Source organism: Candidatus Nanopelagicus limnes (assembly GCF_002287885.2).
GTDB classification, from domain to species: Bacteria; Actinomycetota; Actinomycetes; order Nanopelagicales; family Nanopelagicaceae; genus Nanopelagicus; species Nanopelagicus limnae.
In genome coordinates, this window is the sequence record NZ_CP016768.2 from 339159 (window position 1) to 365975 (window position 26817).

The window sequence follows — 26817 nt, forward strand, 5'->3', positions numbered from 1 at the left end:
GGTAGTAAATGAAATACACCAGCAAGGTTTATGTTCGTTGGGCAGATTTAGATGCCTTTGGTCATGTTAATAATGCGGTTTATTTAACCTACGCAGAGTTAGCTCGAGTTGATTGGGGCGGTAAAGAGTTTGCGCCAAAGCAAGGTAGCTCTGTGTTAGTTGAGATGACAGTTGCTCACTCTGAGGTTGATTACCTACTTCCGATTACTAAATTTGGTGTTGATTATGATGTAAATCTTTGGGTAGAAAGTATTGGCAATACCTCATTCACAATGGCCTATGAAGTAACTAGAGATGGTGTGGTTTTTGCCAAGATGAAGACAGTTCAAGTAATGATTGATTTAGCGAAAATGAAATCTAGGCCAATTAGTGAGACTGAAAGAGCTTTCTTAAACAAGTATTTAGTTTCCTAAGTAAATGCTTAAATCTAGAATCCACCCAGCTTGGATTGTTGCTGGCATAACCTTTGGCACATTATTTGCTACCGCAGGTTTTAGAAGCGCGCCTTCTGTATTAATCCTGCCCCTTGAAGAGGATTTTGGTTGGCGCAGGGATGTTATTTCTCTAGCTGTTGCAATCAATGTTTTACTTTATGGTTTGACGGCGCCCTTTGCTGCGGCCTTAATGGAGCGATTTACTGTTCGAAAAGTTGTGATGGCAGCTTTAACCACTGTTGGCACCGGAGCGCTATTAACAATTTGGATGAGTCAAAGTTGGCATCTGATGCTGCTTTGGGGAGTAGTTGTTGGCGTTGGCACAGGATCAATGGCATTAGTTTTTGCGGCCACTATTGCAAATAGATGGTTTGTTAAAAAACGTGGGCTAGTAATTGGAATCTTGACTGCAGCAGCAGCCTCTGGCCAATTAGTTTTCTTACCTGGTCTATCAAAGCTTGCCCAAGATCCAGGTTGGCGGGCATCCTCATTAGTAATCGCGCTCGGTGCTTATTTAATGGTGCCGTTGATCTTTTTCTTTCTTAAGGAGGATCCACAAAGTATTGGAACTACTCCATATGGCGCAGATAAAGATTGGGTGCCACCAGTATTACAAAAAGGTAATGCTGCAAAGGTTGCAATTAATACTTTAAAGGATGCCTCAAAGGTTAAGAATTTTTGGTATCTAGTTGGTTCATTTTTTGTTTGTGGTCTTTCAACTAGCGGCCTTATTGGCACACATTTTATTCCAGCAGCTCATGATCATGGAATGCCAACAGTTACTGCAGCATCCTTACTGGCACTAATTGGCGTCTTTGATGTGGTGGGAACCATTTTTTCTGGCTTTTTAACTGATCGAATTGATCCAAGAAAATTACTCTTTTTCTACTACTTACTTCGAGGGCTTTCTCTATTTTTACTGCCATCAATTCTTTTCTCAACACTTCATCCATCAACGCTAGTCTTCATAATTTTCTATGGCCTAGATTGGGTAGCAACTGTGCCACCAACGGTGTTGTTATGCCGTCAGGTATTAACTCCGGAAAAGGGCGCAATTATTTATGGTTGGGTCTTTGCAGCCCACCAAGTAGGCGGTGCTATCGCAGCCTTTGGCGCTGCGGTATTAAGAATTAAATTTGGAGATTACGCAGCAGCGTTTTATTTAACTGGAATTTTGTGTGTTGTTACCTCCTACTTTGTATTACAAATTACCTTAAAAGAGAAGGTTAAATCTTGAGCGAGAGTTTTTATGTAAGGGCCGGGGGAGAGAAAACCTTTAATGATTTAGTCTCTCACTTCTACGCATTAGTTGCAGTTAATCCAATCCTTCGCCCGATGTATCCAGAAAATGATCTACATGGTGCGGGAAGAAGGCTGCAAATGTTTTTAGAGCAGTACTGGGGTGGACCAACTACTTATAGTGATGAAAGAGGCCACCCAAGATTGCGAATGCGTCACGCCCCATTTCATATTTCACGGATAGAACATGATGCTTGGTTAATCTGTATGAAGGATGCGGTTAATGGTCTTGAGATTGGTGATGATTTAAAGGCTGAGTTATGGGAGTACTTAGAGGCAGCAGCTGCTGCGATGATTAACGCGGCTGAGTGAGAATTACCGCTTTGATTTAGGTTGAGACTTATTTCCAACCTTTAATATCTCACCATTTCGCAGATACCAAATAGTTCCTTTAGCATCTCTTACAGTTGTAATTCTAAGTCCAACGCTTTCAACAACGCCCTGCACATCTAAAACATCAATCTTGTCACCAACACCATATTGATCTTCAACTAACATAAAGATGCCAGATAAAATATCTCGCACTAAAGTTTGTGCGCCAAGTCCTAATGCCACACCAATCACACCGGCCGAAGCAATCAGCGGCCCAAGATTTAAACCAAACTCAGCTAAAATCATAAAGATTGCAATTAACCAGATCACTCCATTTAATGTGGATTTTAAAACGGTGCTAGTTGTTTTAGCACGCTCTTTTTGTCTAATCCCAGATCGTTTAGGTCCAGGGATTAAATCAGCGGTGGCAATTCGATTCATAAATCCGGTGATCCAGCGTTGGCCAAAACGGGCGATAGAAAGGGCCAAGATGATAATTACGGTGATATTTAAGGGCGCTCCGGTGAACCAATCAAGGGCGGCTTCTAAATTCTTTGGCAGTTTCATGGCTATTGTGTGAAAACCTTAACCCAATTGTAAGAAGGAATCTGCCCAGAAATGCTGTTTTTTTACCAACCTTGAGGCAAGATATGCCTACGCAGCACGAGCCACGCGCTGCCCCTTAAAGGAGAAAGCTTTCAGTGTCACAAACTTTGGTACTGAACGCCACCTACGAGCCACTAGGTGTCGTATCAGAGCGACGAGCATTGATCCTCGTCTTAAATCAGCGCGCTTCAACTGTTGAAGATTCAGATCGCATACTTACCTACGCCCGCGGATCAATCACATTACCTGCGGTAATTAGATTAAATAAATTTGTAAAGATTCCATATCGCCATGCGGTGCCACTATCGCGCAGAGCAATCTTTGCCCGAGATAACAATCGTTGTGTTTACTGCGGTGTTACTGCAACCTCAATTGATCATGTGATTCCAAGATCAAGGGGCGGCGGTCATAATTGGGAGAATGTGGTTTCTGCTTGTCATAAGTGCAATCACTTAAAGGCTGATAAAACATTAAAAGATTTAGGTTGGCGCCTTCGCCACACACCGCGTGAGCCAGTAGGAGCAGCTTGGCGAATCTTGGGAACAGGTAAACCACATCGGATTTGGATTCCTTACTTAAAACCATTTGGGGTGGAAGCGATGGGGGCAGCAAGCGCATGATTGAAGATGGCACCTTTGCAGGAGAAGGCTTAACTATTTTGCAGACACTTACCTATTTTGTGGTTGCACCAACCATATTATTTGTGGTGATCTCATTTTTTGCCTACATCACCGCAAAAGAGACAAGAAGTAAGAAAAAAAGTAAGCCGGTATCGCTAACCTCAATTGAGTAGCTTATTTATCCTTAGCTTGAACTCTTAGCGCTCGCTCTAACGCATCCCTTCCTTCAGAGACTAATCTGCGAAGTCCATCCTGGCCATCTTTGCCAGTGGTATTTAGCCAATTAGAAGTTTTATCAACCGTCTCTTTAGTAGTCACAAATGTTGGATACATTCCCATTACAAACTTACTTGCCACCTCATATGACTTCTTACCCCAGGTCTCCATTAGTAACTCAAAGTAGGGATCAACGTAAGCGGTGAGTAATGGGCGATGCAGCGCTCGCATAAAGCCAGCAATCTTTGCCTCACGCTGTGAAGTTGAAAGCTCCTCAGTTGTAATTGATTTCCAGACATCACTCTTTGCCTCCGCCGTTGGCAGAGCTGCTAACGCAGTTGCATGGGAGAGGGAACCAGTCAAAGTGTTATCTTTTAATAACTCAGCAGCAAGGGCTGACTTATCCATCAAACCGCGCTCTGCTAATGCGATTACAAATGTCCACCTTAAATCAGCATCAACTTTAAGCCCAGATAATTTGCCATCTAGTAACTCTTTGATTAAATCATTGTGCTCAGCACTGGAAGCAAATGAGGTGAAGTTTCTAGCAAACTGCAATTGGTGATCAGAGCCAGCTTTAGCTGCTCTTAACATCTGCTCATAAGCATTGCCAACCTTAAGGCGAGATGAATCTCGCTTACTTGGCGCCGAGTACAACTCAACAGCGGTGATCAACTGATTTGCAATGATGGTGACAGTTGCAATGTCATCCTCTCCCGGCAGACCAGCAAGTGCGATATCGATAAAATCAGTTGCGCTAATTTCAGCATCTCGCAACATATCCCAAGCTGCAGACCAGCAAAGAGCCCTGGTTAGTGAATCATCAATCTTGCCTAGGTGTGCTTTAAGAGTTGCAATAGATCGATCATCAAATCTAACCTTGGCATAAGATAAATCGCGATCATTGATAACTAATAGATCTGCCACCTTTTGCCCGGCTAACTCAGCAACAACTGTTTTAGCACCTGCCACATCTAACTCCACTGTTTTTCTAAGTGCGATCTTGCTACCTACTAGATCATATAAACCAACTGCCATGCGGTGTGGGCGAAGCTCGGTCGATCCTGCTGGCATGGTTGGCACCTCTTGCACAACTGCTACAGATTTATAAGTATCATTTTCAATTTCAAGTGCTGGACGTAATGTGTTAACACCAGCTGTTTGTAGCCAGGTTGATACCCATGGCTTTAAGTCACGGCCACTTGTTTGGGTTAATTCATAAAGTAAGTCATCTAGTGTGGTGTTTTTAAAGGCATGCTTGGTGAAGTATTTTTGTAATCCAAGGATGAAATTATCTCGTCCAACGTGGGCAACTAATTGTTGAAGAACTGATGCACCCTTTGCATAGGAAATACCATCAAAATTTCCAGCAACAGTGTCAATATCTTTCATATCTGAAACAATTGGATGAGTTGAAACAAGTTGATCTTGGCGATATGCCCAATTCTTTCGCTCCTGATTAAAGCCAGTCCAAGAGTTTTTAAATCTAGTTCCCTCAACCATTGCTAAGTATGAGGACCACTCGGCGAATGATTCATTAAGCCAAAGATCATCCCACCACTTCATGGTGACCATATTGCCAAACCACATATGGGCCATCTCATGCAAGATTGTGTTTGCACGGGCGTTATACATACGCTCGGTAACTTTAGATCTAAATACTAAGAGACGTTCTAAGAATGTAACAGCGCCAGCATTTTCCATCGCGCCCCAGTTGAAATCAACCACAGCAATTTGGTCATACTTTTCAAATGGATACTCAAGACCAAAGACTTTTTCAAAGTAGGCAAAGCCTTGTTTGGTAATTAAGAAAATATCCTCTGGATCTAAAAACTCAGCCAGTGATTTACGGCAGTAAATACCAAGTGGCACTTTCTTCTTACCAACATACTCATCCTGCACGTTGTAATAAGGACCTGCGATAAGGGCTGTGATGTAGGTGGAAATTCTTGGGGTAGTGGTAAAGCTCCACTTACTCTTTTTCTCACCAAGATCAATTTTTTCTTTTACTGGGTTATTTGAAATTACCTGCCAGTGATCAGGGGCGGTGACAGTTAAGGTAAAGGTAGCTTTTAAATCCGGTTGATCAAAACATGGATACATCTTTCTGATAAACGCTGTCTCACCTTGTGAGTAAAGATAAACCTCATTATCAACTGGATCTACTGAGCGCTGCAGCCCCTCACCAGTCTTTGAGTACAAACCATTCATATGAATTACTAACTCATTTTGCGCAGCTAAGTTCTTAACAAAAAAGCTCTCACCATCATATGAGGCGGTATCGATTACTTCACCATTTAAGGTTGCTGAAATTACATTCTTACCAACTGCATCTAAAAATGTCTCATATCCTGGTTTATTGCAAGAGAACTTAATAATAGTTTTAGACTCAAAGATCTCTTCCCCTTTTGTTAAATCAAGGGTTAAGTCATAACTTTCAACTGCCAGATGTGATGAACGCTGCGCCGCTTCTGCTCTAGTTGAGTTTAAACCTGGCATTTGGACTCCCTTTGTTCTTTTGAGTAACTACTCTTGCAATATTATTGAAGTCTGTATCCAAGCAGAGATTGCAGGTTAAGCCAAGGTGGAGCGTCCCTCAATCCGCAGCTACTCACTACGTGGTAATCGGATGACCCGCGCCCAAAGCCTTGCGATAAATGCGCATTGGGATCAATATGCAATCGCCTTAGCGCAACCTTTAAATCTAAATCAGAATTTTCCAGATAAGCAAAAAGTGATTTTAGAGATTGGCTCTGGAATGGGGGAGGCAACTGCGCAAATTGCGCAAGCAACACCTGATACTGGCTATGTTGCAGTTGAAATGCATGAACCAGGTCTGGCAGCGCTTTTGATGTTGATTGTTGAAAAAGAGTTAACAAATGTTAAATTCATTAGAGAAGACGCTATTTATCTTCTTTCCCATTTTATTGCTGATTCATCTTTAGATGGAATTCATTTACTCTTTCCAGATCCATGGCCAAAAAATCGCCAACACAAGCGGCGGATTGTGCAGAGTGAGTTTGTGCAGATGGTGTGTGAAAAGTTAAAGCCAGGAGCTTTCATTCATATTGCAACTGATTGGCAGCCTTATGCTGATTGGATCAAGGTTAGATTTGATGCCAATTCAAGTTTTACCGGGGGAATTACCCCAAGGCCAGATTGGCGGGTGTTATCAAAATTTGAAGGACAAGGATTACGAAAAGGACATCAGGTAACAGATTTTAGGTATGTAAAGCTTTAAATCTTTCCATCACTTTCATACTTTGAGATTTGATTAATTCTTCTCACATGCCGCTCATCGCCCGTGAATGGTGTGGCTAAAAATGTGTCCACTAGCTCTAAACAAAACTTCTCATCGTGCATGCGCCCACCTATGGAGATTACATTTGCATTGTTGTGCTCGCGGGCAAGTTTTGCTGTTTCAATTGACCAAACTAAAGCAGCTCTAACACCTGCTACTTTATTTGCTGCCATCTGCTCACCATTGCCAGAGCCACCTAAGACAATTCCAAATGAGGCAGAATCTTTTGCAGTTGCCTTCGCTGCTGGAATACAAAAAACTGGGTAATCATCTAGTGCGTCATATTCAAAAGGTCCATGATCTTCAACCTGATGACCTGCACTCTTTAAATGTTCAATGATCTTTGCTTTAAATTCAAGACCTGCATGATCACTGCCGATATGAATCTTCATGTGATTAGTTTGGCATAAAAACAAAACTGGCTTACCTTATTTTCATAAGGTGAGCCAGAAATGTCTAGGATGGGAAGGAATTTAATACTTTTTAAGCGCGTGCTCCGCCCTTGTTACCTTTATGGCCAAAACCTTTAACTCGCTCAACCATTTTGGTTACGCGCTCTGTGGTCTTAGCTTTTTCAGAAGTTGCTTGAGCAGCAGTTAACTTACCTGCAGTCAGCGCAGCATCAATTTGCTTATTAATCTCAGCAGAGATTGCAGTAATTAATGCAGCCTTTTTATCACCTGCAATAGCAGCAAGTGTTTCACCAGCCTTTAATCTGGTCTTAACGGCCTCTAGTGAAATACCAAGAGTTGAGGTAACTACCGCATCAATTGCAGCACGATCTTTATCCATCGCTACCTTGCCAGCAGTTCTGGCATCTTTAGCAGCCTGAATAATTGCATCCGCTTGAGACTGGGTAATTGTTCCCTTACTTACTAAGGATGAAAGTAGAGAGGTAATTTTATCTCCACCTTTTCTATCATCAGCGGAAGCAACCGCACCCCCTGAAAGTGATAGCGCAACTGCTGCAGTTGCAATTGCTGCAACGATTTTCTTTTTCATAGATCCTCATTTCTTCAAGTACCCACTGCACCTGATGTGAGTAGATAACAACCTTTACCTGTGGCAGTTATCCATAACCTCTGTGTGCCAGGTCAGAGTATTTTTAACTGAGTTAATCATAAGCCCGCTTAAGAAGGTGCTAACTCTCATTTTTCTGAGAGTTGCGTGTGAGTTTTTAAGAGTGGGGGCCACCTCTCTAGTCACTGTGTGTAATTCATTCAATCATTTATCTTACGCAATGCCAATCAGGCTTTGCCATGGAACCCCTATTAAGGGGGATAGAGCAGGTGAAGAAATGGCACTTTCAAATCTAAAAATGAAAGTTTCAAAGATAGTGATTGCAGCAGTGCTTATTTCATTGTTAATTCCGACAAATACAAATGCAGCAGGGCGAGTGGGTGATGTTGTAAACACCATAAGAAGTGGCAGTGGTATTCCATCTGCATCACTTGGTAATGATGGTGATTTTTATATTGATTTAAAGAGTATGAATTTTTACGGTCCAAAGAAGAGTAAACGTTGGCCTCTGCCAATCTCACTGCGTGGTCCAATTGGAGCGAGTGGTCCATCAGGAGTGGATGGAAAAAATGGCTCTGCAGCAAGTGCAACAGCTGGGACAACTGGAGTTGCAGGTCCTAAAGGTGATGCGGGTGCAACAGGTGCAACGGGTGCGACCGGTTCAACTGGTGCAACCGGAGCAGCTGGATCAAACACTGGAACTGCTGGACCAAAAGGCGATGCCGGATCTGCGGGTGCAACTGGCGCCGCAGGAGCAAAGGGAGATACTGGAACTGCTGGGGCTTCAAGTTCTTATTTCGGTGGCATAACTTTTCCAAGCGTTCTAGCTGGTATTTCTGGCTCCACTGCAATATCCAATGGCTTCGCAAATTTAATTGCAGGGAACAAATATTTACTAGATGTCATTATCTACACAACAAATAATGATCCAATGGGAGATTATCCAATCAAAGTATCTTTTACAGCTAGTACAGGTAGTCCAACTATCACTACAAAATACGTAGTTACTCGCGGACAAAGCTATAGAACATCGGCATCAAAAGTTGAATATTCGATCTTTGCTAAAGTAATTGTTGATGCCTCTTCTGTGGCTGATAACTTCACTTTAGTAGCAACAATTACTAGCGGAGCAAACACAAGTGGATCTAATGAGCAATTAACTCTTGCAGGTGATTATGTAGCTGTAACAGTCGGATCTATTAACTAAATATGGAGCGGGTGACCGGGATTGAACCGGCACAGCTAGCTTGGAAGGCTAGAACTCTACCATTGAGCTACACCCGCAAATTTGTTGCGTGATCTGCTACTGCTTCACCAAGTTTAACTTGGTATGCCGTTGCAGGTCATACCTTATTACTTCGGTTAGGAGAAGGGAAAATCACCCTCTAGACTTTCAGCCTTCGGGGCGTAGCGTAGTGGCTAGCGCGCCTGCTTTGGGAGCAGGAGACCGTGGGTTCGAATCCCTCCGCCCCGACCAAAATATTTAACATAACTAATTTTTAAAGGGAGTGAAGTAATTGAAAAGTGATGTTGAGAAACTTTCGCCAACTCGGGTAAAGCTTTCAATTGAAGTTCCATTTGTTGATTTAAAACCACATATTGATGGTGCTTATAAAAGCTTAAGTGAAAAAATCACTATTCCTGGATTTCGTAAAGGCAAAGTGCCATCGGCGATGATTGATCAGCGGGTGGGGCGAGGCGCAGTTCTTGATGAGGCGATCAACGCAGCTATTCCAACTTTTTACTCCCAAGCGGCTAAAGACAATGATGTATTAGTTATTGGTAGGCCAACTGTTGAAGTTACTGAGCTAAAAGATAATGAGAAGTTCAGCTTCACTATCGAGGTAGATATTAGGCCAGATATTGCATTGCCTAACTTTTCAGAGATCAAACTTGAAGTTGATGATGTCAAAGTAACTGAGGCTGATATTGATGAGCAGGTGCAGGCACTTCGCACTCGTTTTGGCACCTTAACTACAGTTGAAAAAGTGGTTGCAACTGGGGATTTTGTAACTATTGATTTAGTTGCAACTAAAGATGGCCAACCATTAGATGGTGGCACAGCAAATGATCTCTCCTATGAGGTTGGTTCTGCTTCGATGATTGATGGATTGGACGAAGCGTTAATTGGTCTTGCAACTGGAGGAGAGAAGAGTTTTGAAACTGCATTAGTTGGCATGGCAGAGGGTGAAAAGGGAAGTGTGAAGGTGAGTGTTAAAGCAGTGAAAGAGCGAGAGCTACCCCCTGTCGATGACGCGTTTGCAAAGCTTGCATCTGAGTTTGAAACTCTTGCTGAACTAAAAGCAGACTTAACAACTAGATTAACTAGATTAAAAGAGATGGAACAGGGCGCTCAGGCAAGAGACTTGTTAGTGGAGAAGTTAATTTCATCCGTTGATATTCCCCTGCCTGCTGAGATTATTGAAGCTGAAGTAAATGATCACCTGGAAAAAGAGGGGCGATTAGAAGATGAGAAACATCGCGCCGAGGTTAATGAAGAGGTAAAGACCACAATTACTAGAGAGTTTTTACTTGATTCAATTGTTAAGGCAGAGTCAGTTGCAGTTAATGAATCTGAGTTAACAGAGTATTTAGTGCGAGCTGCATCTCGTTATGGCATGACCCCAGATCAATTTATTAAAGAGGTATCACAAGCAGGTCAGGTAACAACTATGGTCGCTGAAGTGGCTAGAGCAAAAGCATTGGGTCAAGTACTAGGCCGGGTTAAGGTTGTTGATAAATCTGGGAAGAAAGTTGATCTTGAGGCGCTTGCCCCAAAGAGTGAACCTGAGAAAAAGAGCGAATAATCGCTTAAGGCGAACAAAGATCACACCTAAGTGGGGAAGCATTTTTGCTAAAAGATTGTTAAGGTCATGACAGTATTTTTTCAAGGCAAAATCAAACGAGGAGATAAAAGTGGAGCTAAGTACTACCCCACGAAATGCAACTAGTGGCGCTGGCGGACTTGATGATCAGGTCTATCAACGTTTACTAAAAGAGCGAATTATTTTCCTTGGTTCAGTTGTGGAAGATTCAATGGCAAATGCAATTTGCGCACAAATGTTGTTGCTCGCTGCTGAAGATCCAGAAAAAGATATTTATCTTTACATTAACTCTCCCGGTGGTTCGATCTCAGCGGGTATGGCAATTTATGACACGATGCAATACATCAAAAATGATGTGGCAACAGTTGCAATGGGTCTTGCAGCATCGATGGGTCAATTCTTACTTTGTGCTGGTACTGCCGGAAAAAGATACGCACTTCCACATGCTCGCATCATGATGCACCAACCATCTGGTGGCATTGGTGGAACCGCATCTGACATCAAAATTCAAGCAGAGCAAATGAGCTTTACTAAGAAGAGCATGGCGGAGTTAATATCATTTCACACCGGCCAAAAGGCTGAAACTATTACTGAAGATTCAGATCGTGACCGTTGGTTCACAGCAGCTGAAGCTAAAGAGTATGGATTTGTTGATCATGTTGTTAAATCAGCTGGACAGGTATCTGGAAGCGGGGGCACATCACGATGAAGCCAGATATGAATAGGGTAAATGAGATTACATCTCGTTACATCCTGCCAACTATTGAAGAGCGCACAAGTTATGGCTACAAACGCCTTGACCCGTATACCAAGTTGTTTGAAGAGCGCATTATTTTCTTAGGTCAAGCAATTGATGACACTGTTGCAAATGATGTAATGGCGCAATTACTTACTCTGGAATCAATGGATCCAGATCGCGACATCATGATGTATATCAACTCTCCAGGTGGATCCTTTACCGCATTAACTGCAATTTATGACACGATGCAATTCGTTCGACCAGATGTAATGACAATCTGTCTTGGACAAGCTGCTTCTGCAGCTGCTGTATTACTAGCAGGAGGTGCTGCTGGAAAAAGATATGCGTTAGAGCATGCTCGAATCTTGATTCACCAACCATATTCAGAAGGTGGCGGACAAGGTTCTGATATTGAAATTCAAGCAAAAGAGATTTTGCGCATGCGCACATTGCTTGAAGAAATGCTGGCTCGTCATTCAAAGAAGAGCCAAGCAGATATTGCCAAAGATATTGAGCGAGATAAGATTTTAACCTCAGCTGAAGCAGTTGAGTACGGGTTAATTGATCAAGTTCTTGCTACTCGTAAGGCAAAAGCGAAAGCATAGGCTGAAAGACAATGATGTCTAAATTAAGTAGTTTAATTGAGATTACTTTATTTAGGGCGCGCTGGTTATTAGTTCCTCTATATGTTGGTTTAGTAGCCGCCCTAGTACTTTTGATTTATCGCTTCGCGCTTGAGTTTGTTCATATGCTTGAAAATGTTGGCGATGCCGATGCTCATAAGTTCACACTAGATCTGCTGGCGTTGTTGGATTTAACCTTGCTAGCTAATTTGATTCTGATTGTTATCTTTGCTGGTTATGAAAACTTTGTATCTCGTATTGATATTGCCCATGATTCAAAGGATCGACCACACTGGATGGGTACCATTGATTTTTCTGGTCTAAAGATTAAATTAATTGGTTCACTCGTTGCTATATCAGTAATTGAGTTGTTAAAAGACTTTATTGAGTTAAGTGGTCAAGCCGAGGTGACAGAGGGAACCGTTTGGCGAATCATTATTCACATTACCTTTGTTATTTCAGGTGTTTTATTTGCTCTGATGGATTGGATTGCAGATAAGCGCAAGTTTGAGGGCACTTACTAACTTCAATTCGTCTATAAGCGAACAGATATACGCTCACTTTCCAAGCACCTAAGTCGCATCTCGTTCTACCCTTATCTCCTTCCCAACTGAACAGGAGTAGTAAAAGGTGACAACACGTATTGGCGAGAGTGGCGACTTACTGAAGTGTTCCTTTTGCGGCAAAACTCAAAAGCAGGTTAAGAAGTTAATTGCTGGTCCTGGCGTTTATATCTGTGATGAATGTATTGATCTATGTAATGAAATCATTATTGATGAGTTAAATGAAACCTCATCTTTAGGACTTGCTGAATTACCAAAGCCACAAGAGATCTTTGAATTCCTAGATCAGTATGTGATCGGACAGGATCAGGCTAAGAAATCTTTATCAGTTGCCGTTTATAACCATTACAAGCGGGTGCAATCTGGAGATTCAAAGCGCGAAGATGCTATTGAATTATCTAAGAGTAATATTTTAATTTTAGGCCCAACTGGTTGCGGAAAAACACTGCTTGCTCAAACACTGGCCAGAATGTTAAATGTGCCATTTGCAATCGCAGATGCCACCGCATTAACTGAGGCTGGTTATGTGGGTGAAGATGTAGAAAACATTTTGCTAAAACTTATTCAAGCTGCTGATTTTGATGTTAAAAAGGCTGAGACTGGAATTATTTATATTGATGAAATTGATAAGGTGGCTAGAAAAGCTGAAAACCCATCAATTACTAGAGATGTTTCAGGTGAAGGTGTTCAGCAAGCACTTCTTAAAATATTAGAGGGCACTACCGCCTCTGTTCCACCACAAGGTGGTCGTAAGCATCCACACCAGGAGTTCTTGCAAATTGATACTACAAATATTTTATTTATTGTTGGTGGCGCCTTCTCTGGCCTGGAGAAAATTATTGAAAGCCGCAAAGGAAAAGCAGGCGTTGGATTTAATGCCAAATTACAAACTATTGATGATGTGGTGAAGACAGATATTTTCGGTGATGCAATGCCAGAGGATTTACTTAAGTTTGGCATGATTCCTGAGTTCATTGGTCGTTTGCCAATTATGACTAGTGTGGAAAGTTTGGATCAAAAAGCCTTGATGCAGATATTAACTGAGCCAAAAAATGCTTTGGTTAAGCAGTATCAAAAACTTTTTGATTTAGATGAGGTGGAGTTGGAATTTAGCAATGAAGCACTTGAAGTAGTGGCAGATCTTGCAATTAAGCGTGGCACTGGTGCACGTGGACTTCGCGCCATCATGGAGGAGACTTTGCTTGGTGTGATGTATGAAGTACCAAGTCAAAAAGAGATTGGCAAGGTAATAATTACCCCAGCAGTTGTTAGGAAAGAGGAAGCACCAACTTATGTGCCACGTCCTGCCGGTGGACCAAAGCGGGCGGTTAAGGGTGAAAAAGGCTCTGAGGAAAAAAGCGCATAAGATTCAACCCTTATGAGTGGTGACAAAAAGAAAGAGTTAGCTGCCACATTTTCCCCTGCCGAGATAGAAGCTCCTCTATATAAGAAGTGGCAAGATGCTGGTTACTTTAAAGCGGATGCAAACTCTAAAAAACCGCCATTTACCATTGTTATCCCGCCACCAAATGTCACCGGTTCATTACATATTGGTCACGCCTTAGATCACACAATTCAAGATTTATTAATTCGCATGAAGCGAATGAAAGGCTTTGAAGCCTTATGGCTGCCGGGCATGGATCATGCAGGCATTGCAACGCAAAATGTTGTGGAAAAACAATTAGCAACCCAAGGTAAATCTCGTCATGACTTAGGTCGGGAGGCTTTCATTGAAAAGGTTTGGCAATGGAAGGCAGAGTCTGGCGGTGCGATTTTAGATCAAATGAAGCGACTTGGTGATTCAGTTGATTGGGATCGTGAAGCATTCACAATGGATGCAAATTTAAGCAAAGCGGTGTTAACAATCTTTAAACAGTTATATGACAAGGGTTTGATTTATCGAGCAGAGCGAATCATTAATTGGTGTCCAAGATGTTTAACCGCACTCTCTGATATCGAAGTTGAGCATAAAGATGATTCAGGTGAGTTTGTTTCAATTAAATATGGTGATGATGATGTGAATATCACCGTTGCCACCACTAGAGCTGAAACCATGTTAGGTGATGGCGCAGTTGCGGTTAATCCAAATGATGAGCGATATAAGCATTTAGTTGGCAAGAAAGTGCTTCTGCCACTAGTTGATCGAATGATTCCAATTATTGCTGATGAGTTGGTAGATCCAGATTTTGGAACAGGCGCAGTTAAGGTGACCGCCGCGCATGATCCAAATGACTTTGAGATGGGTATGCGCCACGGTGTTGAGTTAGTAATTATTATGAATGAACATGGTGTGATGGCAGGAACAGGGACAAAGTTTGATGGCATGGATCGATTTGATGCCCGTAAAGCGGTAGTTGATGAACTTAGAAAATTAGGAAGAGTTGTGGCAGAAAAGCGGCCATATGTTCACGCAGTTGGACATTGCCAAAGATGTGACACAACTGTTGAGCCAAGACTTTCAAAGCAATGGTTTGTAAAGGTTGCACCCCTTGCTAAAGCTGCCGGGGATGCTGTTCGTGATGGGCGAGTAAAGATAGAACCAGAGCAGATGTCGCCAAGATATTTTGAGTGGGTAGATAACATGCATGATTGGTGCATATCGCGCCAACTTTGGTGGGGCCATCGCATTCCAGTTTTTTATGGACCAAATGATGAGGTTGTAGTTTGTGGACCGGATGAAACACCACCTGCTGGTTACACACAAGATCCAGATGTTTTAGATACCTGGTTTTCATCAGCGCTTTGGCCATTTTCAACCTTGGGTTGGCCAAATCAAACACAAGATTTAAAGAAGTTTTATCCAACCTCAGTATTAGTAACTGGCTATGACATTTTGTTTTTCTGGGTAGCCAGAATGATGATCATGGGATTATTTGCAATGGATGGCAAACAACCATTTGATGTGATTGTTTTGCATGGTTTAGTAAGAGATCAATTTGGTAAAAAAATGAGCAAGAGCCGGGGCAACACCATTGATCCAATTGAATTTATGGATAAGTACGGTTCGGATGCATTGCGCTTTACATTAGCTAGAGGAGCAAATCCGGGTACTGATCAAGCATTAGCTGAAGATTGGGTGGCAGGTTCTAGAAATTTTGCAACTAAGTTATGGAATGCCACAAGATTTGCGATGTTAAATGGCGCCAATGTTGATGGGCAGCTGCCAAAGAGTAAAGATCTAGGGGCAATTGATAATTGGATTTTGACCAGATTAGATCAAACAGTTGCATCAGCTGATGAATTATTTGAAAAATTTGAGTTTGCAAAAGCATGTGAGTTGATCTATCACTTTGCTTGGGATGATTTATGTGACTGGTACTTAGAGCTTTCTAAATCAACCTTTAACGCAGGTGGGGCCGAGGCTGAAAAAAGTAAGCGAGTTCTAGGTGAAGTATTAGATCAACTACTTCGTTTAATGCATCCAGTGATGCCATTTATTACTGAGCAAATGTGGTGCACATTAACAAATGGGCAATCGCTAATGATTTCAGATTGGCCAAAATCAAACCTTTCCACCCAAGATCATGAAGCAGTTAAATTAGTTGAGCAGATGCAAGAGATCATTACTGAGATTAGAAGATTTAGAAATGATCAGGGAATTAAGAGCACGGCCAAAGTAGCGGCAAAATTTACTGGCTTAAATAAGGTTGGTCTTGAAAATTATGAGGCGGCGATTAGATACGTAGTTAAGTGTGAGGCGGCTGGGGATAACTTCACAGCTAAAACACAAATTGGTGAAGTATTAATTGAATTTGATTTAACTGGCGCAGTGGATTTGGTTGCTGAGCGAGCTCGGTTAAGTAAGGATCTACAAACTGCGCAAAAAGATCGTGATACCGCCAAGATCAAATTAGATAATGAAGGGTTTATGGCTAAAGCGCCAATGGAGGTGGTTACTGAGATCAGAGAGCGGCTTGCGCAAACATCATCTGACATTGAACGAATTACTGCCTTGCTTGAAAAACTTCCTAAGTAAATGAGTGATCTTCAAAATATTACTGAGTTAGCCCAGGTTGAGGCTGCATTAAATAAAAGATGGCCTGAAAATAAGATTGAACCAACTTTGGATCGAATCTCAGCTTTAGTTGATGCCTTAGGCTCACCGCAGTTGTCATATCCATCTATTCATTTAGCTGGCACAAATGGTAAGACCACAACATCTCGAATGATTGATCAATTATTAGCCAATCTTGGTTATCGGGTTGGTCGTTATACCTCCCCACATCTTGAATCCTTTACTGAGCGAATCAGTATTAAGGGTGAACCAATTACCCCTGCGCAAATGATCGCAACCTATAAAGATATTGCTTTGTATTTAGATTTAATTGATTCCCGCCAGCCACATCCAATCTCCTACTTTGAAGCAATGACCGCAATGGCATTTGTGGCATTTGCTGAATACCCAGTTGATATTGCAGTAATTGAAGCGGGGATGGGTGGGCAATGGGATGCCACAAATGTTTTAGCTTCTCAAGTATCTGTGATGACGCCAATTGGCTTTGATCATATGGAGTATTTAGGGGATACCTTAGAAAAGATTGCTCAAACTAAAGCAGGTATTTTTAAACCAGAATCTAATGTTGTTATGGCAGCGCAAACTGCTGAAGTAGCAAAAGTATTAATGGCCCAGGTTGCAAAGGTTTCAGCAATTCCTTTTAGAGAAGGTATTGAATTTGCCGTTAAAAAACGATCCCTTGCAGTTGGTGGTCAATTGATTTCTCTACAAGGCTTACATGGGGATATTGAGGATATCTTTTTACCTCTTTATGGTGATCATCAAGCAAATAACGCCGCCCTTGCCTTAGCTTCAGTTGAGGCTTTCACCAGCGTTGCGTTAGATCAAGAATTAGTAAGGGATGCCTTTAGCAAAGTTTCATCCCCTGGCAGATGTGAGATTGTCTATAAAGATCCAACAGTAATTATCGATGCTGCTCATAATCCACATGGGGCAGCAGCAATAGCTAAGACGATCAATAATGAGTTTGATTTTGAAATAGTAGTGGGTGTGGTTGCTGTCTTATCTGATAAAGATGTTGATGGAATTTTAAGAAACCTTGCCACTTGTCTTGATTACATAATTATTTGCCAAAACTCATCTGCTAGGGCAATGCCTGCTGATCAGTTGGCCAAGATTGCCAGTAATTACTTTAAGCCAGAGCAGATTGAGGTAATCTCAGATTTAAAGGCAGCGATTACATATGCAGTTGAGAAAGTAAGTATGGCTAACCAGGTTAATGAGGGTGTTGGCGCAGTATTGGTAACTGGTTCTGTTGTAACTGCCGGAAGTGCTAGAGGTATTCTTAACTCAATTGGAAAGGTGTAATCATGAGAGTAATGGCTGCAGCAGTTCTTGCAATGGAGTCGATCTTGATGGGATTTGCCCTCTTAATTGCCAAGGAGTCAGCTACCAGCCTGCAACTCTGGCTTGGTGGGCTGCTTTCAATAATTCTTTTTTTAACTGCTGGAGCATTAAAGCGCAAGGGTGGGTATTTGCTGGGAAGTATTTTGCAACTCTTCTTAATTAGTTATGGCTTAGTTGTGTGGCACATGTATTACATGGGCGGCTTATTTTTGCTTTTGTGGGTTGCAGCAATTTCACTTGGCCGCCGGGGTGAGGCGATAAAGGCGAGATTAATCGCGCAGTCGGATAAAGATGGGTCAAAACAGCCATAATTTTCAGCCTGAGCCAAAGGTGCGTAGAATAAGAAAGTGAGTTCAGAGCAAACATTAATTTTGATTAAACCAGATGGCGTAAAGCGTGGTTTGGTTGGCGAAGTTATTGCTCGCATTGAACGCAAAGGTTATGTAGTTACCAACTTAAAAATGTTAACTGCAGATCGAGCTCTTCTTGCAAAGCATTATGCCGAGCATGAAGGTAAACCTTTTTATGAACCGCTACTTGAATTTATGCAATCAGGTCCGATCGTGGCAATGATTGCGCAAGGTGAGCGAGTAATTGAAGGATTTAGAAAGATGGCAGGGGCGACAGATCCAACAGTTGCCGAAGCTGGCACTATTCGAGGGGATTTAGCAAGGGACATGGGAACAAAGGTTGTGCAAAATATTGTGCACGGCTCAGATTCAGTTGAATCAGCCCAACGTGAAATTAAGATTTTTTTCGGCAACTAAGAAGTAACTAACAAGAGGTAAGAAGGAGAAGCGCAAATGGCTAAAGGAACTAATCGGATGTCTTGGATTGGTCGCGATATGGCGGTAGATCTTGGCACAGCTAACACTTTGGTTTATGTGCGCGGTCGAGGCATTGTGCTAAATGAGCCCTCTGTAGTTGCAGTCAATCAAGATACTGGTGCAATTCTGGCAGTTGGTTTAGAGGCTAAGCGAATGATTGGTAGAACACCAGGAAACATTGTGGCAATTCGCCCTCTTAAAGATGGTGTGATTGCAGATTTTGATACAACTGAGCGAATGCTTAAGTACTTTATTCAAAAAGTTCACAAGAGGCGCTACTTAGCAAAGCCAAGAATTGTTGTTTGCGTTCCATCTGGAATTACCGGTGTTGAACAAAGAGCGGTTAAGGATGCTGGTTATGCAGCTGGTGCTCGTAAGGTTTACATAATTGAGGAGCCAATGGCAGCAGCAATTGGTGCTGATCTACCAATTCATGAGCCAACTGGAAACATGGTGGTTGATATTGGTGGCGGAACAACTGAGGTTGCTGTTATTTCTCTCGGTGGAATAGTTGCAGCACTTTCAATTCGTGTTGGTGGCGATGAGTTAGATCAATCAATTATTAACTGGGTAAAGCGCGAGTACTCACTACTTCTAGGTGAGCGCACCGCTGAGGAAATCAAGATGGCAATTGGATCAGCATTTCCACTTCCAGGTGAGCCGGATGCAGAAATTCGTGGTCGTGACTTAGCTACTGGATTACCAAAGACCATTTTGGTTACATCAGCTGATATCCGAAAGGCACTTGAGGAGCCGGTGGCAGCAATTGTTAATGCTGTGAAGAACACATTAGATAAAACACCACCTGAGCTAGCGAGTGATTTAATGGATCGTGGCATCGTGCTAACTGGCGGCGGCGCTCTACTTCGTGGTCTTGATGAGCGTTTACGTCATGAGACTGGAATGCCAATTCATATTTCTGAGCGTCCATTGCAAGCAGTGGCTGAAGGTTCTGGAAAATGTATTGAAGAGTTTGAAGCCTTGGAGAAGGTTTTAATCTCTGAACCACGTCGTTAATTAATTTGTAAGGGAGTTTATTTGTGGCTAGAGGCGGCGGTAATCGTTCGCGGCTGCTACTAATTCTCTTACTAGTTTCATCCCTTTTTCTTATTACCTTAGATCTACGTGGTGTAAACCTTGCCGGTTCGATTAGGTCCGGTGTTGCCACTGTATTTTCACCAGTTGAAAATCTCTTCTCAAAGTTATTTTCACCAATTGGAAACTTTGCTTCAGATTTTCGCAATTTCGGGCAATCCAAATCCAAAATTAAGCAGTTAGAAAAAGAGGTGGATTTACTTAAATCCAAAGAGGTTCTAGATGAGGATCTAGTAGGACAGCTAAGCCAATTAAAAAATGTTTTAGATTTAGCAGGCCGTGGTGGATACAAAGTAGTAGCGGCTAAGGTAATTAATCGAGGATCATCGGCAACATTTAAACAGACCGTCACAATTGATGTTGGAAGCAGTGATGGTGTTTCAAAAAATATGACGGTAATTTCTGATGGTGGTTTAGTTGGAGTAGTAAAGAGTGTTAACGCAAATAGCTCCATTGTGTTGTTAATGAGTGATCCAACATTTAAAATCGGTGTTCGAATTGCTGGCACACAAGGAATTGGCGTAGTTTCTGGGCAAGGCGGAAATAAGTATTTACTTCAATTATTAGATGCAACTGGTGAGATAAAAGTTGGCGATGTTTTAGTTGCTAGAGGCAGTGAAGGTGGCCGCCCATTTGTGCCAGGCGTGCCAGTTGGAACTGTAACTTCTGTACAAAGTAATGCTTCATCTATTACTCAAAATGCTGATGTTGAAGGCTTAAGCAATTTAGATCGAATTGGTGTGGTCGCAGTTGTAGTTTCAGCTCCCAAGCAGGACCCACGAGATTCATTGATTCCAAAACCTGCGCCAACAGTTACAGTTTTCATTACTCCTACACCAAGCCCATCTGCAAGTAAGTAATCAGTATGAGCAGGATTAGAGTTTTAAATACCAGCATTTTCTTGTTTGTAATTTTCTTACTTCAAGAAACGGTAGTTTCTCGTATCAATTTTCCAATTGATGGCTTCTCCTTATATCTAGCTGCATTAATGGTGCTGCTGTCGCTAGAGGATAGAAACGGCGCCTTAGTCTTTGGTTTTATTGGTGGCTTAATCATGGATTTGTCGGCCGCAGCTGATACTCCTTTTGGGCAGTGGGCATTGGTGTTAACTGCGATTGGATATCTATTCTCAGTTAATAAGGAAAGTATTGGTGATTTCACCGATTCTCCAATAATATTTTTAGTCTTTATCAGCTTAGCTTCAGCGCTTTCGCTACTTTTATTCCTTGTAATTGGCGCGATGCTTGGACAAGAAAGTGGCACCTTCACTCATGCCATATCAATTATCTTTGCAAACACTCTTTGGAGCTTCCTAATAACACCACTGTTCCTACCGCTAATAATTAAGGCCAGAACTGCATTACTTAGTAATCGAGAGCGTGCATGAGCCTTAGATCTAGAATTAACTTAATCATCTTTCAAACCTTAGTTTTCTCTTTGATGTTTGCCTTATTTGGAAGACTTTTCTATTTACAAGTACTAGAAAGTGGCAAGTATCAAGATGCAGCAATAAGTATTCAAAGCCGAGATGTTGTTACGCCAGCTGTTCGTGGAGCAATTACAGATATCAATGGCACACCAATGGTGGTAGATCTGCCAGGACTTGTTGTTTCCATCAACCGAATTGAGATTGATAAACAACCAGATAAGGGCGTTAAAGTTTTGGCCCAGGTAGCTAATCTTTTTCAACTGGAGTACTCAGATATTTACCAACGTACTAGGTTATGTGGTGAGTTACCAAGAGATAACCGTGCTGGATGCTGGAATGGAACTAGATATCAACCTATTCCATTAGTAGGAGGAACGTCACAAGATTTAGCACTAAAGATTATGGAGAATGCTGATCTTTATCCTGGCGTTGAGGTGCAATCAGTTCCGATTAGAAGTTACCCTTCCCTTGAGGGTGAAAATGTTGCACATGTTTTAGGTTATGTGGGATCTGTAACTGATGAGGATTTAAAGAACCCTGAAATCAATTATTACCGCAATGAGGTAGTTGGTAAGACTGGACTTGAAACTAAATACAACCAGTACTTGCGTGGTACTCCTGGAGTTCGCACTTTTTTGGTTAATAGAAAAGAGATTGTTACCAAGCAGAACAAGAATATTTCTGCCATTGCCGGAAATAATTTAATTACAAATATTGATGCCAAACTCCAAGCTGGAGTTGAGAAATCACTTGAGGCCGCAGTTAAGCGAGCTCGTGCATCAGGATATCGTGGTGATTCAGGAGCTGCAGTTGTACTAGAGATTAAAACTGGCCGGGTATTAGCCATGGCTTCATACCCAACTTATGACCCATCAATTTGGCAAAAAGGATTAACAGTTAAGCAGGCAGAGGATTTATTTAGTGAAGCAAAAGGCGTGCCAGCACTATCTAGACCATTACAAGGTTTGTTTGCACCAGCCTCTACATTTAAATCTGTTTCAGTAGTTGCTGCCGCTGCTGCTGGTTACAATCTAAATACTAGTTACAACTGCCCAGCTTCAGTTGAGATCGGAACTCGAACATTTAGAAACTTCGACAGCATTGCTGCTGGACGTATTCCATTAGATGTTGGTCTTGCTATCTCATGTGACTCACTTTGGTATCAGATTTCCTATGATGAATGGGTTAGGGATGGTGGGTTAAGACCTAAATCTTCAGCAAATGATTATTTCTTTAAAGCAGCAAAAGATTTTGGCGTTGGGCTTTTAACTGGGATTGATCTACCAAGTGAATTGAAGGGCAGATTGCCAGATCGGCAATGGAAGCAAAATTGGTATGAACAAAATAAGGACTTCTACTGCAACTATAAGGACCGAGCAAAGAAGCAAGATCTAACTGCATACTTAATCGAGATTGCACGGGAGAATTGCATTGATGGAAACAAGGTAAGAGCAGGAGATGCCGTTAACTTCTCAATTGGTCAAGGCGATACTTTGGTAACACCACTTCGACTTGCTCAAATTTATGCAGCAATTGCAAATAATGGAACCTATTACAAGCCACAGGTAGCACGGGCAATTGTTGATGTAGATGGCAAATTAGTTAAAGAGTTTAAACCTGAGGTCGCCGATACGATAAAGATTGAACAAAGTACATGGGATTTTCTACATCGCGGACTTCGAATGGTTGTTACCAGAGGAACAGGTGCTGGAGTATTTTCAGGTTTTCCAATTGAGATCAGTGGTAAAACTGGAACTGCAGAAGTATTTGGAAAAAACCCAAATGGCAGCGCAAAGGATGACACCTCATGGTTTGCATCCTATGGACCAACAAATGATCCACAGTATGCAGTTGTAATGATGGTTAGCCAAGGAGGATTTGGTGCATCAACTTCTGGCCTTGGCGTTAGAAATATTTATGAAACTTTGTTTGGAGTAAGTGGTAACAAGGTGAACCCTGAAAAAGCAGTCTTCCCAAATGGTGTGCCAAGTACAATTGCAAAGGTTGACCTAAAGAAGGTGGCAGCTAAAGTAGATTTAACTGGAGTAAAAGTTGGCGGGGTGAAATTAAAGTGAGTCTAAATGTTAGATATCGACGCCCTGTAACTAGCAGTTTTGGCAACTTTGATAAGTTGCTTACTTTCGCAGTAGTAGGCCTACTTTTAATTGGCACAATGTTGGTTTATGCCGGAACTAGAGAGTGGTTTCGCTCCTACGGATTAGATCCAGAGTATTACTTCAAGCGCCACACATTAAATATCATTATTGGTGGCTTGCTTGCATATGGAACAACTTTAATTGACTACCGATTATTACGTGCATACACGCCAATCCTTTGGTTAGCAGCTGTGCTTGGTTTAATAATTGTATTAATCCCAGGACTTGGATCAGAGATAAATGGCGCTAGAGCTTGGATCTCCCTGCCTGGTGGATTTCAATTACAGCCTGCTGAATTAGCAAAGATTGCAATTATTGTTGGAATGGCAATGATCCTGGCAGATCGCGAGCAAAGTGATAAAGATCCAACAGATCTTGATGTTGTAAAAGCCTTAGCAATTGCAGCAGTTCCTATTTTGTTAATTGTGGCGCAACCAGATCTTGGAACTGTATTAATCATTTCAGCTGCTGTTGTGGCAATGATTGGCGCATCAGGTGCTCCTGCCAGGTGGGTAATTGGTCTTTTACTTGCTGCAATTGTGGGTGTATTTGCGGCAGTACAAACTGGCGCAGTTAGTTCATACCAAGTAGCACGTTTGCAATCTTTTGTTGATCCATCTGCTGATCCGCAAGCAACCGGCTATCAATTGCGACAATCAAGAATCACTATTGGTTCTGGTGGATTATTGGGCAAGGGTTTATTTGAAGGTCCGCAAACAAATGGTCGATTTGTGCCAGAACAGCAAACAGACTTTATTTTCACAGTTGCAGGGGAGGAGTTGGGCTTTGTTGGCTGCTCGATAATTTTATTCCTCTATATGCTCTTCTTTATTAGGGCATTTGCAATCTGCCGGCGCAGTAGTGATTTATTTGGCAGATTAGTTTGTATTGGTGTTATAGCTTGGTTTGCATTTCAGACCTTTGAAAATATCGGTATGACAATGGGATTAATGCCAATGACTGGTGTGCCATTACCATTTTTATCCTATGGTGGATCATCAATGTTTGCTAATTTAATTGGTGTTGGTCTACTTCAAAACGTCCACGCAAGAAGCCGATAACACGCTTAATTTGCGCTTAGTTGGCAGTTCCACCGCCTTTCTGCGATACTTACACCACGCAATCAGCGCGAGGATAAAGATCCAACGCCGCGATAGCGTCGATATTTTTAGCAAGTTAATTAACCAGATTAATTAAAAAAAGTATTGAAAGAGATACTGCAAAACTGCAGTAATTAATTTTTGAAAAGGATTTGATTTATATGGCCGATGAGCCTAAAGCACCACGTAAACGCGCTGCCAAAAAAGCAGTAGAGGGTGAAAGTAAGAAAGTAAGTAAAAAAGCTGCCGCTATTCCAGTTCCATTATTTCAAGCTGCGCCAACTACTAAAACTGCCAAGGTGGCAAAAGTCGCCAAGGTTGAAAAAGCAGAGCCAGTTGCCGCATCAACAAGTGATGAGAATGAAAAAGAAGAGTTTCGTCGCCGTCGCCGCAGAGGTGGCAGAGGCAGAAGGCGAAATGGCAAAGAGGGTTCTGATACTGATGAGAGCTCTGCAACTGAAGAATTAGATGAAACAACTGATAGTGATGGTGCAACCCATAAACGCCGACGACGCCGTAGGGCGCGTGGTGAGGGTGTAACACCAGGTGAAACTATTGAAGAAGATGGCGTACTAACTGTTGTAAAGGTTAGACCAGTTCGAGTTCGTGAGGCTCGTCCTGAAACACGTAAATTTGAAAGACGAGATCGCAATCGATTTGAGCGACCAGAGCGCAGAGAACGACGGGATTTCACTCGTAAACGCGGAACAGTAATTACAGAGTCAGAGTTTTTAGCTCGCCGTGAAGCAGTTGAGAGATCCATGTTAGTTCGCCAAATTGCAGATCGAACTCAGATTGCAATCATTGAAGATGATGTAATGGTTGAGCATTATGTAAACCGCAATAGCAATATTTCCTATGTTGGTAACGTCTATCTAGGTAAAGTACAAAACGTATTGCCTTCGATGGAGGCCGCTTTCGTTGATATTGGTAAGGGACGAAACGCAGTTCTCTACGCCGGTGAAGTTAACTGGGACGCTCATGGTTTATCAGATACTGCGCCTAGAAAAATTGAACATGTATTAAAGAGTGGTCAATCTGTTTTAGTTCAGGTTACTAAGGATCCAATTGGTCAAAAGGGTGCCAGATTAACTTCTCAGATTTCTCTGCCTGGTCGCTACTTAGTTTATGTACCAGGCGGTGGCATGAGTGGAATTTCTAGGCGATTGCCAGATAATGAACGAAATCGATTAAAGGGAATATTAAAGAATTTAATTCCAGAGCAAGCTGGCGTAATTATTCGAACTGCAGCAGAGGGAGCACCTGAAGCTGAGTTAGAAAGAGATGTAACTCGTCTTAAAGCGCAGTGGGATGATATTGAAAAGAAATCAAATGAGTCCGGCACATCAGCGCCATCACTTTTATATGGTGAGCCAGATCTAACTGTTCGAGTTATCCGCGATATCTTCAATGAAGATTTCAATAAAATGTTAGTTCAAGGTGATCAAGCTTGGGATGACATTCAAAACTATATTGGTCATATCGCCCCAGAACTTGCCAGCAAAATTGAAAAGTGGGTAGGACCACGTGATCTATTTGCTGAAAACCGAGTGGAGGAGCAGTTAGCTAAAGCATTTGATCGCAAGGTTTATCTGCCATCAGGTGGTTCACTAGTTATTGATCGCACTGAAGCGATGATTGTTATCGATGTTAACACCGGTAAATTCATTGGTAAGGGTGGCAACCTTGAAGAGACTGTTACTAAGAACAACTTAGAGGCGGCCGAAGAAATTGCTCGTCAATTGCGCCTTAGAGATATGGGCGGAATTATTGTGATCGACTTTATCGATATGACATTGGAATCAAACCGAGAGTTAGTACTTCGCAGATTAGTTGAGTGCTTAGGACGAGATCGCACCAAGCACCAAGTTGCTGAAGTAACCTCACTTGGTTTAGTGCAGATGACTAGAAAACGAGTTGGCCAAGGATTAATCGAAGCTTTCTCAACAACTTGTGAGAGTTGTGGTGGTCGTGGAATTCATATTCATAGTGAGCCAGTTAAAAAAGTAGCTCTTGAAAAAGATATGGAGCAGCGCTACTCAAAAACTAGCAAAGCTAATGCTGATGAGGATTTATCAGATGATGAAGATAAATCAACCGATGAAGATTCAGATAATGAGCCAATTGATAATTCAAATGAAGTTGAGCAAGTAGTTCAAACACCACCAGCACCTGCTGGCCGTCGAAAAGGTCGTCGGGCAGTGAGCACTGGGGTAATTTCAACCAACTAATCAAGTGAATTTGACCAGGGGAAGATCAATCTCTACCCTTATCCATCTAGCCAGATTGG

26 protein-coding genes and 2 tRNA genes are annotated in these 26817 nt (G+C 42.0%); 23 read left to right on the forward strand and 5 right to left on the reverse strand.

All coding sequences use genetic code 11. From position 1 onward, the window contains the following. The first annotated feature begins 8 nt into the window (after positions 1-8). Genes B1s21122_RS01710 through B1s21122_RS01720 form a run of 3 tightly spaced genes read left to right on the forward strand, consistent with a single transcriptional unit; the run spans position 9 to position 2045 of the window. A complete protein-coding gene (locus tag B1s21122_RS01710; RefSeq protein WP_095680939.1) occupies positions 9-413 on the forward strand; it encodes an acyl-CoA thioesterase in 405 nt (134 codons plus the stop codon). Between the two features lie 4 nt (positions 414-417). Next, positions 418-1671, forward strand: coding sequence for an MFS transporter (locus tag B1s21122_RS01715; protein ID WP_095680938.1), 1254 nt, complete (start codon positions 418-420; stop codon positions 1669-1671). Then, a complete protein-coding gene (locus B1s21122_RS01720) occupies positions 1668-2045 on the forward strand; it encodes a globin (protein WP_095680937.1) in 378 nt (125 codons plus the stop codon). Before B1s21122_RS01715 ends, B1s21122_RS01720 begins: the two co-directional genes overlap by 4 nt. A 3-nt stretch (positions 2046-2048) precedes the next feature. Here B1s21122_RS01720 and B1s21122_RS01725 read toward each other — a convergent pair whose 3' ends face one another. Further along, a complete protein-coding gene (locus tag B1s21122_RS01725) occupies positions 2049-2612 on the reverse strand; it encodes a mechanosensitive ion channel family protein (protein ID WP_095680936.1) in 564 nt (187 codons plus the stop codon). Between the two features lie 134 nt (positions 2613-2746). Here B1s21122_RS01725 and B1s21122_RS01730 point away from each other — a divergent pair, with 134 nt between their 5' ends. Together B1s21122_RS01730 and B1s21122_RS06375 are read left to right on the forward strand one after the other, a co-directional pair. Then, entirely contained in the window at positions 2747-3271 is a 525-nt protein-coding gene (locus B1s21122_RS01730) for an HNH endonuclease (protein ID WP_095680935.1), read from the forward strand. Then, entirely contained in the window at positions 3268-3444 is a 177-nt protein-coding gene (locus tag B1s21122_RS06375) for a hypothetical protein (protein ID WP_190278578.1), read from the forward strand. Before B1s21122_RS01730 ends, B1s21122_RS06375 begins: the two co-directional genes overlap by 4 nt. A 1-nt stretch (position 3445) precedes the next feature. On the opposite strand, the gene pepN is transcribed toward B1s21122_RS06375, so the two are convergent. Next, a complete protein-coding gene (gene pepN / locus B1s21122_RS01735; protein WP_095680934.1) occupies positions 3446-5986 on the reverse strand; it encodes an aminopeptidase N in 2541 nt (846 codons plus the stop codon). Between the two features lie 130 nt (positions 5987-6116). On the opposite strand from pepN, the gene trmB reads away from it, so the two are divergent. Then, a complete protein-coding gene (gene trmB, locus B1s21122_RS01740; RefSeq protein WP_223299076.1) occupies positions 6117-6728 on the forward strand; it encodes a tRNA (guanosine(46)-N7)-methyltransferase TrmB in 612 nt (203 codons plus the stop codon). Here trmB and B1s21122_RS01745 read toward each other — a convergent pair. Further along, complete coding sequence (locus tag B1s21122_RS01745) at positions 6725-7180, reverse strand: ribose-5-phosphate isomerase (RefSeq protein WP_095680932.1); 456 nt, start codon at positions 7178-7180, stop codon at positions 6725-6727. The two genes, trmB and B1s21122_RS01745, sit on opposite strands and share 4 nt — an antisense overlap. 91 nt (positions 7181-7271) lie before the next feature. Then, positions 7272-7790, reverse strand: a complete 519-nt coding sequence (locus B1s21122_RS01750; RefSeq protein ID WP_095680931.1) for a hypothetical protein — start codon at positions 7788-7790, stop codon at positions 7272-7274. Positions 7791-8085: 295 nt separating this feature from the next. Here B1s21122_RS01750 and B1s21122_RS01755 point away from each other — a divergent pair, with 295 nt between their 5' ends. Next, positions 8086-9015: a hypothetical protein gene (locus B1s21122_RS01755; protein WP_095680930.1), complete on the forward strand. Its 930-nt coding sequence runs from the start codon at positions 8086-8088 to the stop codon at positions 9013-9015. 3 nt (positions 9016-9018) lie between these two features. On the opposite strand, the gene B1s21122_RS01760 is transcribed toward B1s21122_RS01755, so the two are convergent. Continuing rightward, positions 9019-9092, reverse strand: a tRNA-Gly gene (locus B1s21122_RS01760). Between the two features lie 117 nt (positions 9093-9209). Between B1s21122_RS01760 and B1s21122_RS01765 the strand changes: the two genes are divergently transcribed. The 16 genes from B1s21122_RS01765 (at position 9210) to B1s21122_RS01840 (ending at position 26758) form a co-directional block, all read left to right on the forward strand. After that, positions 9210-9285 (forward strand) — tRNA-Pro (locus B1s21122_RS01765). A 40-nt stretch (positions 9286-9325) separates the two neighbouring features. Next, positions 9326-10615 carry a trigger factor gene (gene tig / locus B1s21122_RS01770; protein ID WP_095680929.1) on the forward strand — a complete coding sequence of 430 codons (1290 nt, stop codon included), beginning with the start codon at positions 9326-9328 and terminating at the stop codon, positions 10613-10615. 109 nt (positions 10616-10724) lie between these two features. Further along, complete coding sequence (locus B1s21122_RS01775; protein WP_095680928.1) at positions 10725-11342, forward strand: ATP-dependent Clp protease proteolytic subunit; 618 nt, start codon at positions 10725-10727, stop codon at positions 11340-11342. Then, positions 11339-11977, forward strand: coding sequence for an ATP-dependent Clp protease proteolytic subunit (locus tag B1s21122_RS01780; RefSeq protein WP_095680927.1), 639 nt, complete (start codon positions 11339-11341; stop codon positions 11975-11977). The genes B1s21122_RS01775 and B1s21122_RS01780 overlap by 4 nt, the downstream gene beginning before the upstream one ends. Positions 11978-11991: 14 nt before the next feature. Beyond that, a complete protein-coding gene (locus tag B1s21122_RS01785; RefSeq protein ID WP_095680926.1) occupies positions 11992-12519 on the forward strand; it encodes a TIGR00645 family protein in 528 nt (175 codons plus the stop codon). 106 nt (positions 12520-12625) lie between these two features. Further along, the gene (gene clpX / locus B1s21122_RS01790) at positions 12626-13924 is read left to right on the forward strand and encodes an ATP-dependent Clp protease ATP-binding subunit ClpX (protein WP_095680925.1); all 1299 of its coding nucleotides are present in this window, start codon (positions 12626-12628) and stop codon (positions 13922-13924) included. Positions 13925-13936: 12 nt separating this feature from the next. Then, positions 13937-16534, forward strand: coding sequence for a valine--tRNA ligase (locus B1s21122_RS01795; protein ID WP_095680924.1), 2598 nt, complete (start codon positions 13937-13939; stop codon positions 16532-16534). Next, positions 16535-17881, forward strand: coding sequence for a bifunctional folylpolyglutamate synthase/dihydrofolate synthase (locus B1s21122_RS01800; RefSeq protein ID WP_095680923.1), 1347 nt, complete (start codon positions 16535-16537; stop codon positions 17879-17881). A 2-nt stretch (positions 17882-17883) separates the two neighbouring features. Then, on the forward strand, positions 17884-18231 hold the full coding sequence (locus tag B1s21122_RS01805; RefSeq protein WP_095680922.1) for a DUF4233 domain-containing protein: 348 nt from the start codon (positions 17884-17886) through the stop codon (positions 18229-18231). Positions 18232-18267: 36 nt separating this feature from the next. Next, positions 18268-18687 carry a nucleoside-diphosphate kinase gene (gene ndk, locus B1s21122_RS01810; RefSeq protein ID WP_095680921.1) on the forward strand — a complete coding sequence of 140 codons (420 nt, stop codon included), beginning with the start codon at positions 18268-18270 and terminating at the stop codon, positions 18685-18687. Between the two features lie 36 nt (positions 18688-18723). After that, positions 18724-19764: a rod shape-determining protein gene (locus tag B1s21122_RS01815; protein ID WP_095680920.1), complete on the forward strand. Its 1041-nt coding sequence runs from the start codon at positions 18724-18726 to the stop codon at positions 19762-19764. A 23-nt stretch (positions 19765-19787) separates the two neighbouring features. Next, on the forward strand, positions 19788-20702 hold the full coding sequence (mreC, locus tag B1s21122_RS01820) for a rod shape-determining protein MreC (RefSeq protein WP_095680919.1): 915 nt from the start codon (positions 19788-19790) through the stop codon (positions 20700-20702). 5 nt (positions 20703-20707) lie between these two features. Then, complete coding sequence (locus B1s21122_RS01825; protein WP_095680918.1) at positions 20708-21229, forward strand: rod shape-determining protein MreD; 522 nt, start codon at positions 20708-20710, stop codon at positions 21227-21229. Next, entirely contained in the window at positions 21226-23346 is a 2121-nt protein-coding gene (gene mrdA / locus B1s21122_RS01830; RefSeq protein WP_095680917.1) for a penicillin-binding protein 2, read from the forward strand. The genes B1s21122_RS01825 and mrdA overlap by 4 nt, the downstream gene beginning before the upstream one ends. Continuing rightward, positions 23343-24488, forward strand: coding sequence for a rod shape-determining protein RodA (rodA, locus tag B1s21122_RS01835; RefSeq protein ID WP_095680916.1), 1146 nt, complete (start codon positions 23343-23345; stop codon positions 24486-24488). Before mrdA ends, rodA begins: the two co-directional genes overlap by 4 nt. Positions 24489-24688: 200 nt before the next feature. Further along, the gene (locus B1s21122_RS01840; protein WP_095680915.1) at positions 24689-26758 is read left to right on the forward strand and encodes an Rne/Rng family ribonuclease; all 2070 of its coding nucleotides are present in this window, start codon (positions 24689-24691) and stop codon (positions 26756-26758) included. Positions 26759-26817 lie beyond the last annotated feature (59 nt).

What these genes read in the sequence shown, in the direction of transcription:
- B1s21122_RS01710 (WP_095680939.1), top strand. Translation starts at nt 9, where the DNA reads ATGAAATACACCAGCAAGGTTTATGTTCGTTGGGCAGATTTAGATGCC.
- B1s21122_RS01715 (WP_095680938.1), top strand. Translation starts at nt 418, where the DNA reads ATGCTTAAATCTAGAATCCACCCAGCTTGGATTGTTGCTGGCATAACC.
- B1s21122_RS01725 (WP_095680936.1), bottom strand. Translation starts at nt 2,612, where the DNA reads ATGAAACTGCCAAAGAATTTAGAAGCCGCCCTTGATTGGTTCACCGGA.
- B1s21122_RS06375 (WP_190278578.1), top strand. Translation starts at nt 3,268, where the DNA reads ATGATTGAAGATGGCACCTTTGCAGGAGAAGGCTTAACTATTTTGCAG.
- pepN (WP_095680934.1), bottom strand. Translation starts at nt 5,986, where the DNA reads ATGCCAGGTTTAAACTCAACTAGAGCAGAAGCGGCGCAGCGTTCATCA.
- trmB (WP_223299076.1), top strand. Translation starts at nt 6,117, where the DNA reads ATGACCCGCGCCCAAAGCCTTGCGATAAATGCGCATTGGGATCAATAT.
- B1s21122_RS01745 (WP_095680932.1), bottom strand. Translation starts at nt 7,180, where the DNA reads ATGAAGATTCATATCGGCAGTGATCATGCAGGTCTTGAATTTAAAGCA.
- B1s21122_RS01750 (WP_095680931.1), bottom strand. Translation starts at nt 7,790, where the DNA reads ATGAAAAAGAAAATCGTTGCAGCAATTGCAACTGCAGCAGTTGCGCTA.
- B1s21122_RS01755 (WP_095680930.1), top strand. Translation starts at nt 8,086, where the DNA reads ATGGCACTTTCAAATCTAAAAATGAAAGTTTCAAAGATAGTGATTGCA.
- B1s21122_RS01780 (WP_095680927.1), top strand. Translation starts at nt 11,339, where the DNA reads ATGAAGCCAGATATGAATAGGGTAAATGAGATTACATCTCGTTACATC.
- B1s21122_RS01785 (WP_095680926.1), top strand. Translation starts at nt 11,992, where the DNA reads ATGTCTAAATTAAGTAGTTTAATTGAGATTACTTTATTTAGGGCGCGC.
- B1s21122_RS01795 (WP_095680924.1), top strand. Translation starts at nt 13,937, where the DNA reads ATGAGTGGTGACAAAAAGAAAGAGTTAGCTGCCACATTTTCCCCTGCC.
- B1s21122_RS01800 (WP_095680923.1), top strand. Translation starts at nt 16,535, where the DNA reads ATGAGTGATCTTCAAAATATTACTGAGTTAGCCCAGGTTGAGGCTGCA.
- B1s21122_RS01805 (WP_095680922.1), top strand. Translation starts at nt 17,884, where the DNA reads ATGAGAGTAATGGCTGCAGCAGTTCTTGCAATGGAGTCGATCTTGATG.
- B1s21122_RS01815 (WP_095680920.1), top strand. Translation starts at nt 18,724, where the DNA reads ATGGCTAAAGGAACTAATCGGATGTCTTGGATTGGTCGCGATATGGCG.
- B1s21122_RS01825 (WP_095680918.1), top strand. Translation starts at nt 20,708, where the DNA reads ATGAGCAGGATTAGAGTTTTAAATACCAGCATTTTCTTGTTTGTAATT.
- mrdA (WP_095680917.1), top strand. Translation starts at nt 21,226, where the DNA reads ATGAGCCTTAGATCTAGAATTAACTTAATCATCTTTCAAACCTTAGTT.
- B1s21122_RS01840 (WP_095680915.1), top strand. Translation starts at nt 24,689, where the DNA reads ATGGCCGATGAGCCTAAAGCACCACGTAAACGCGCTGCCAAAAAAGCA.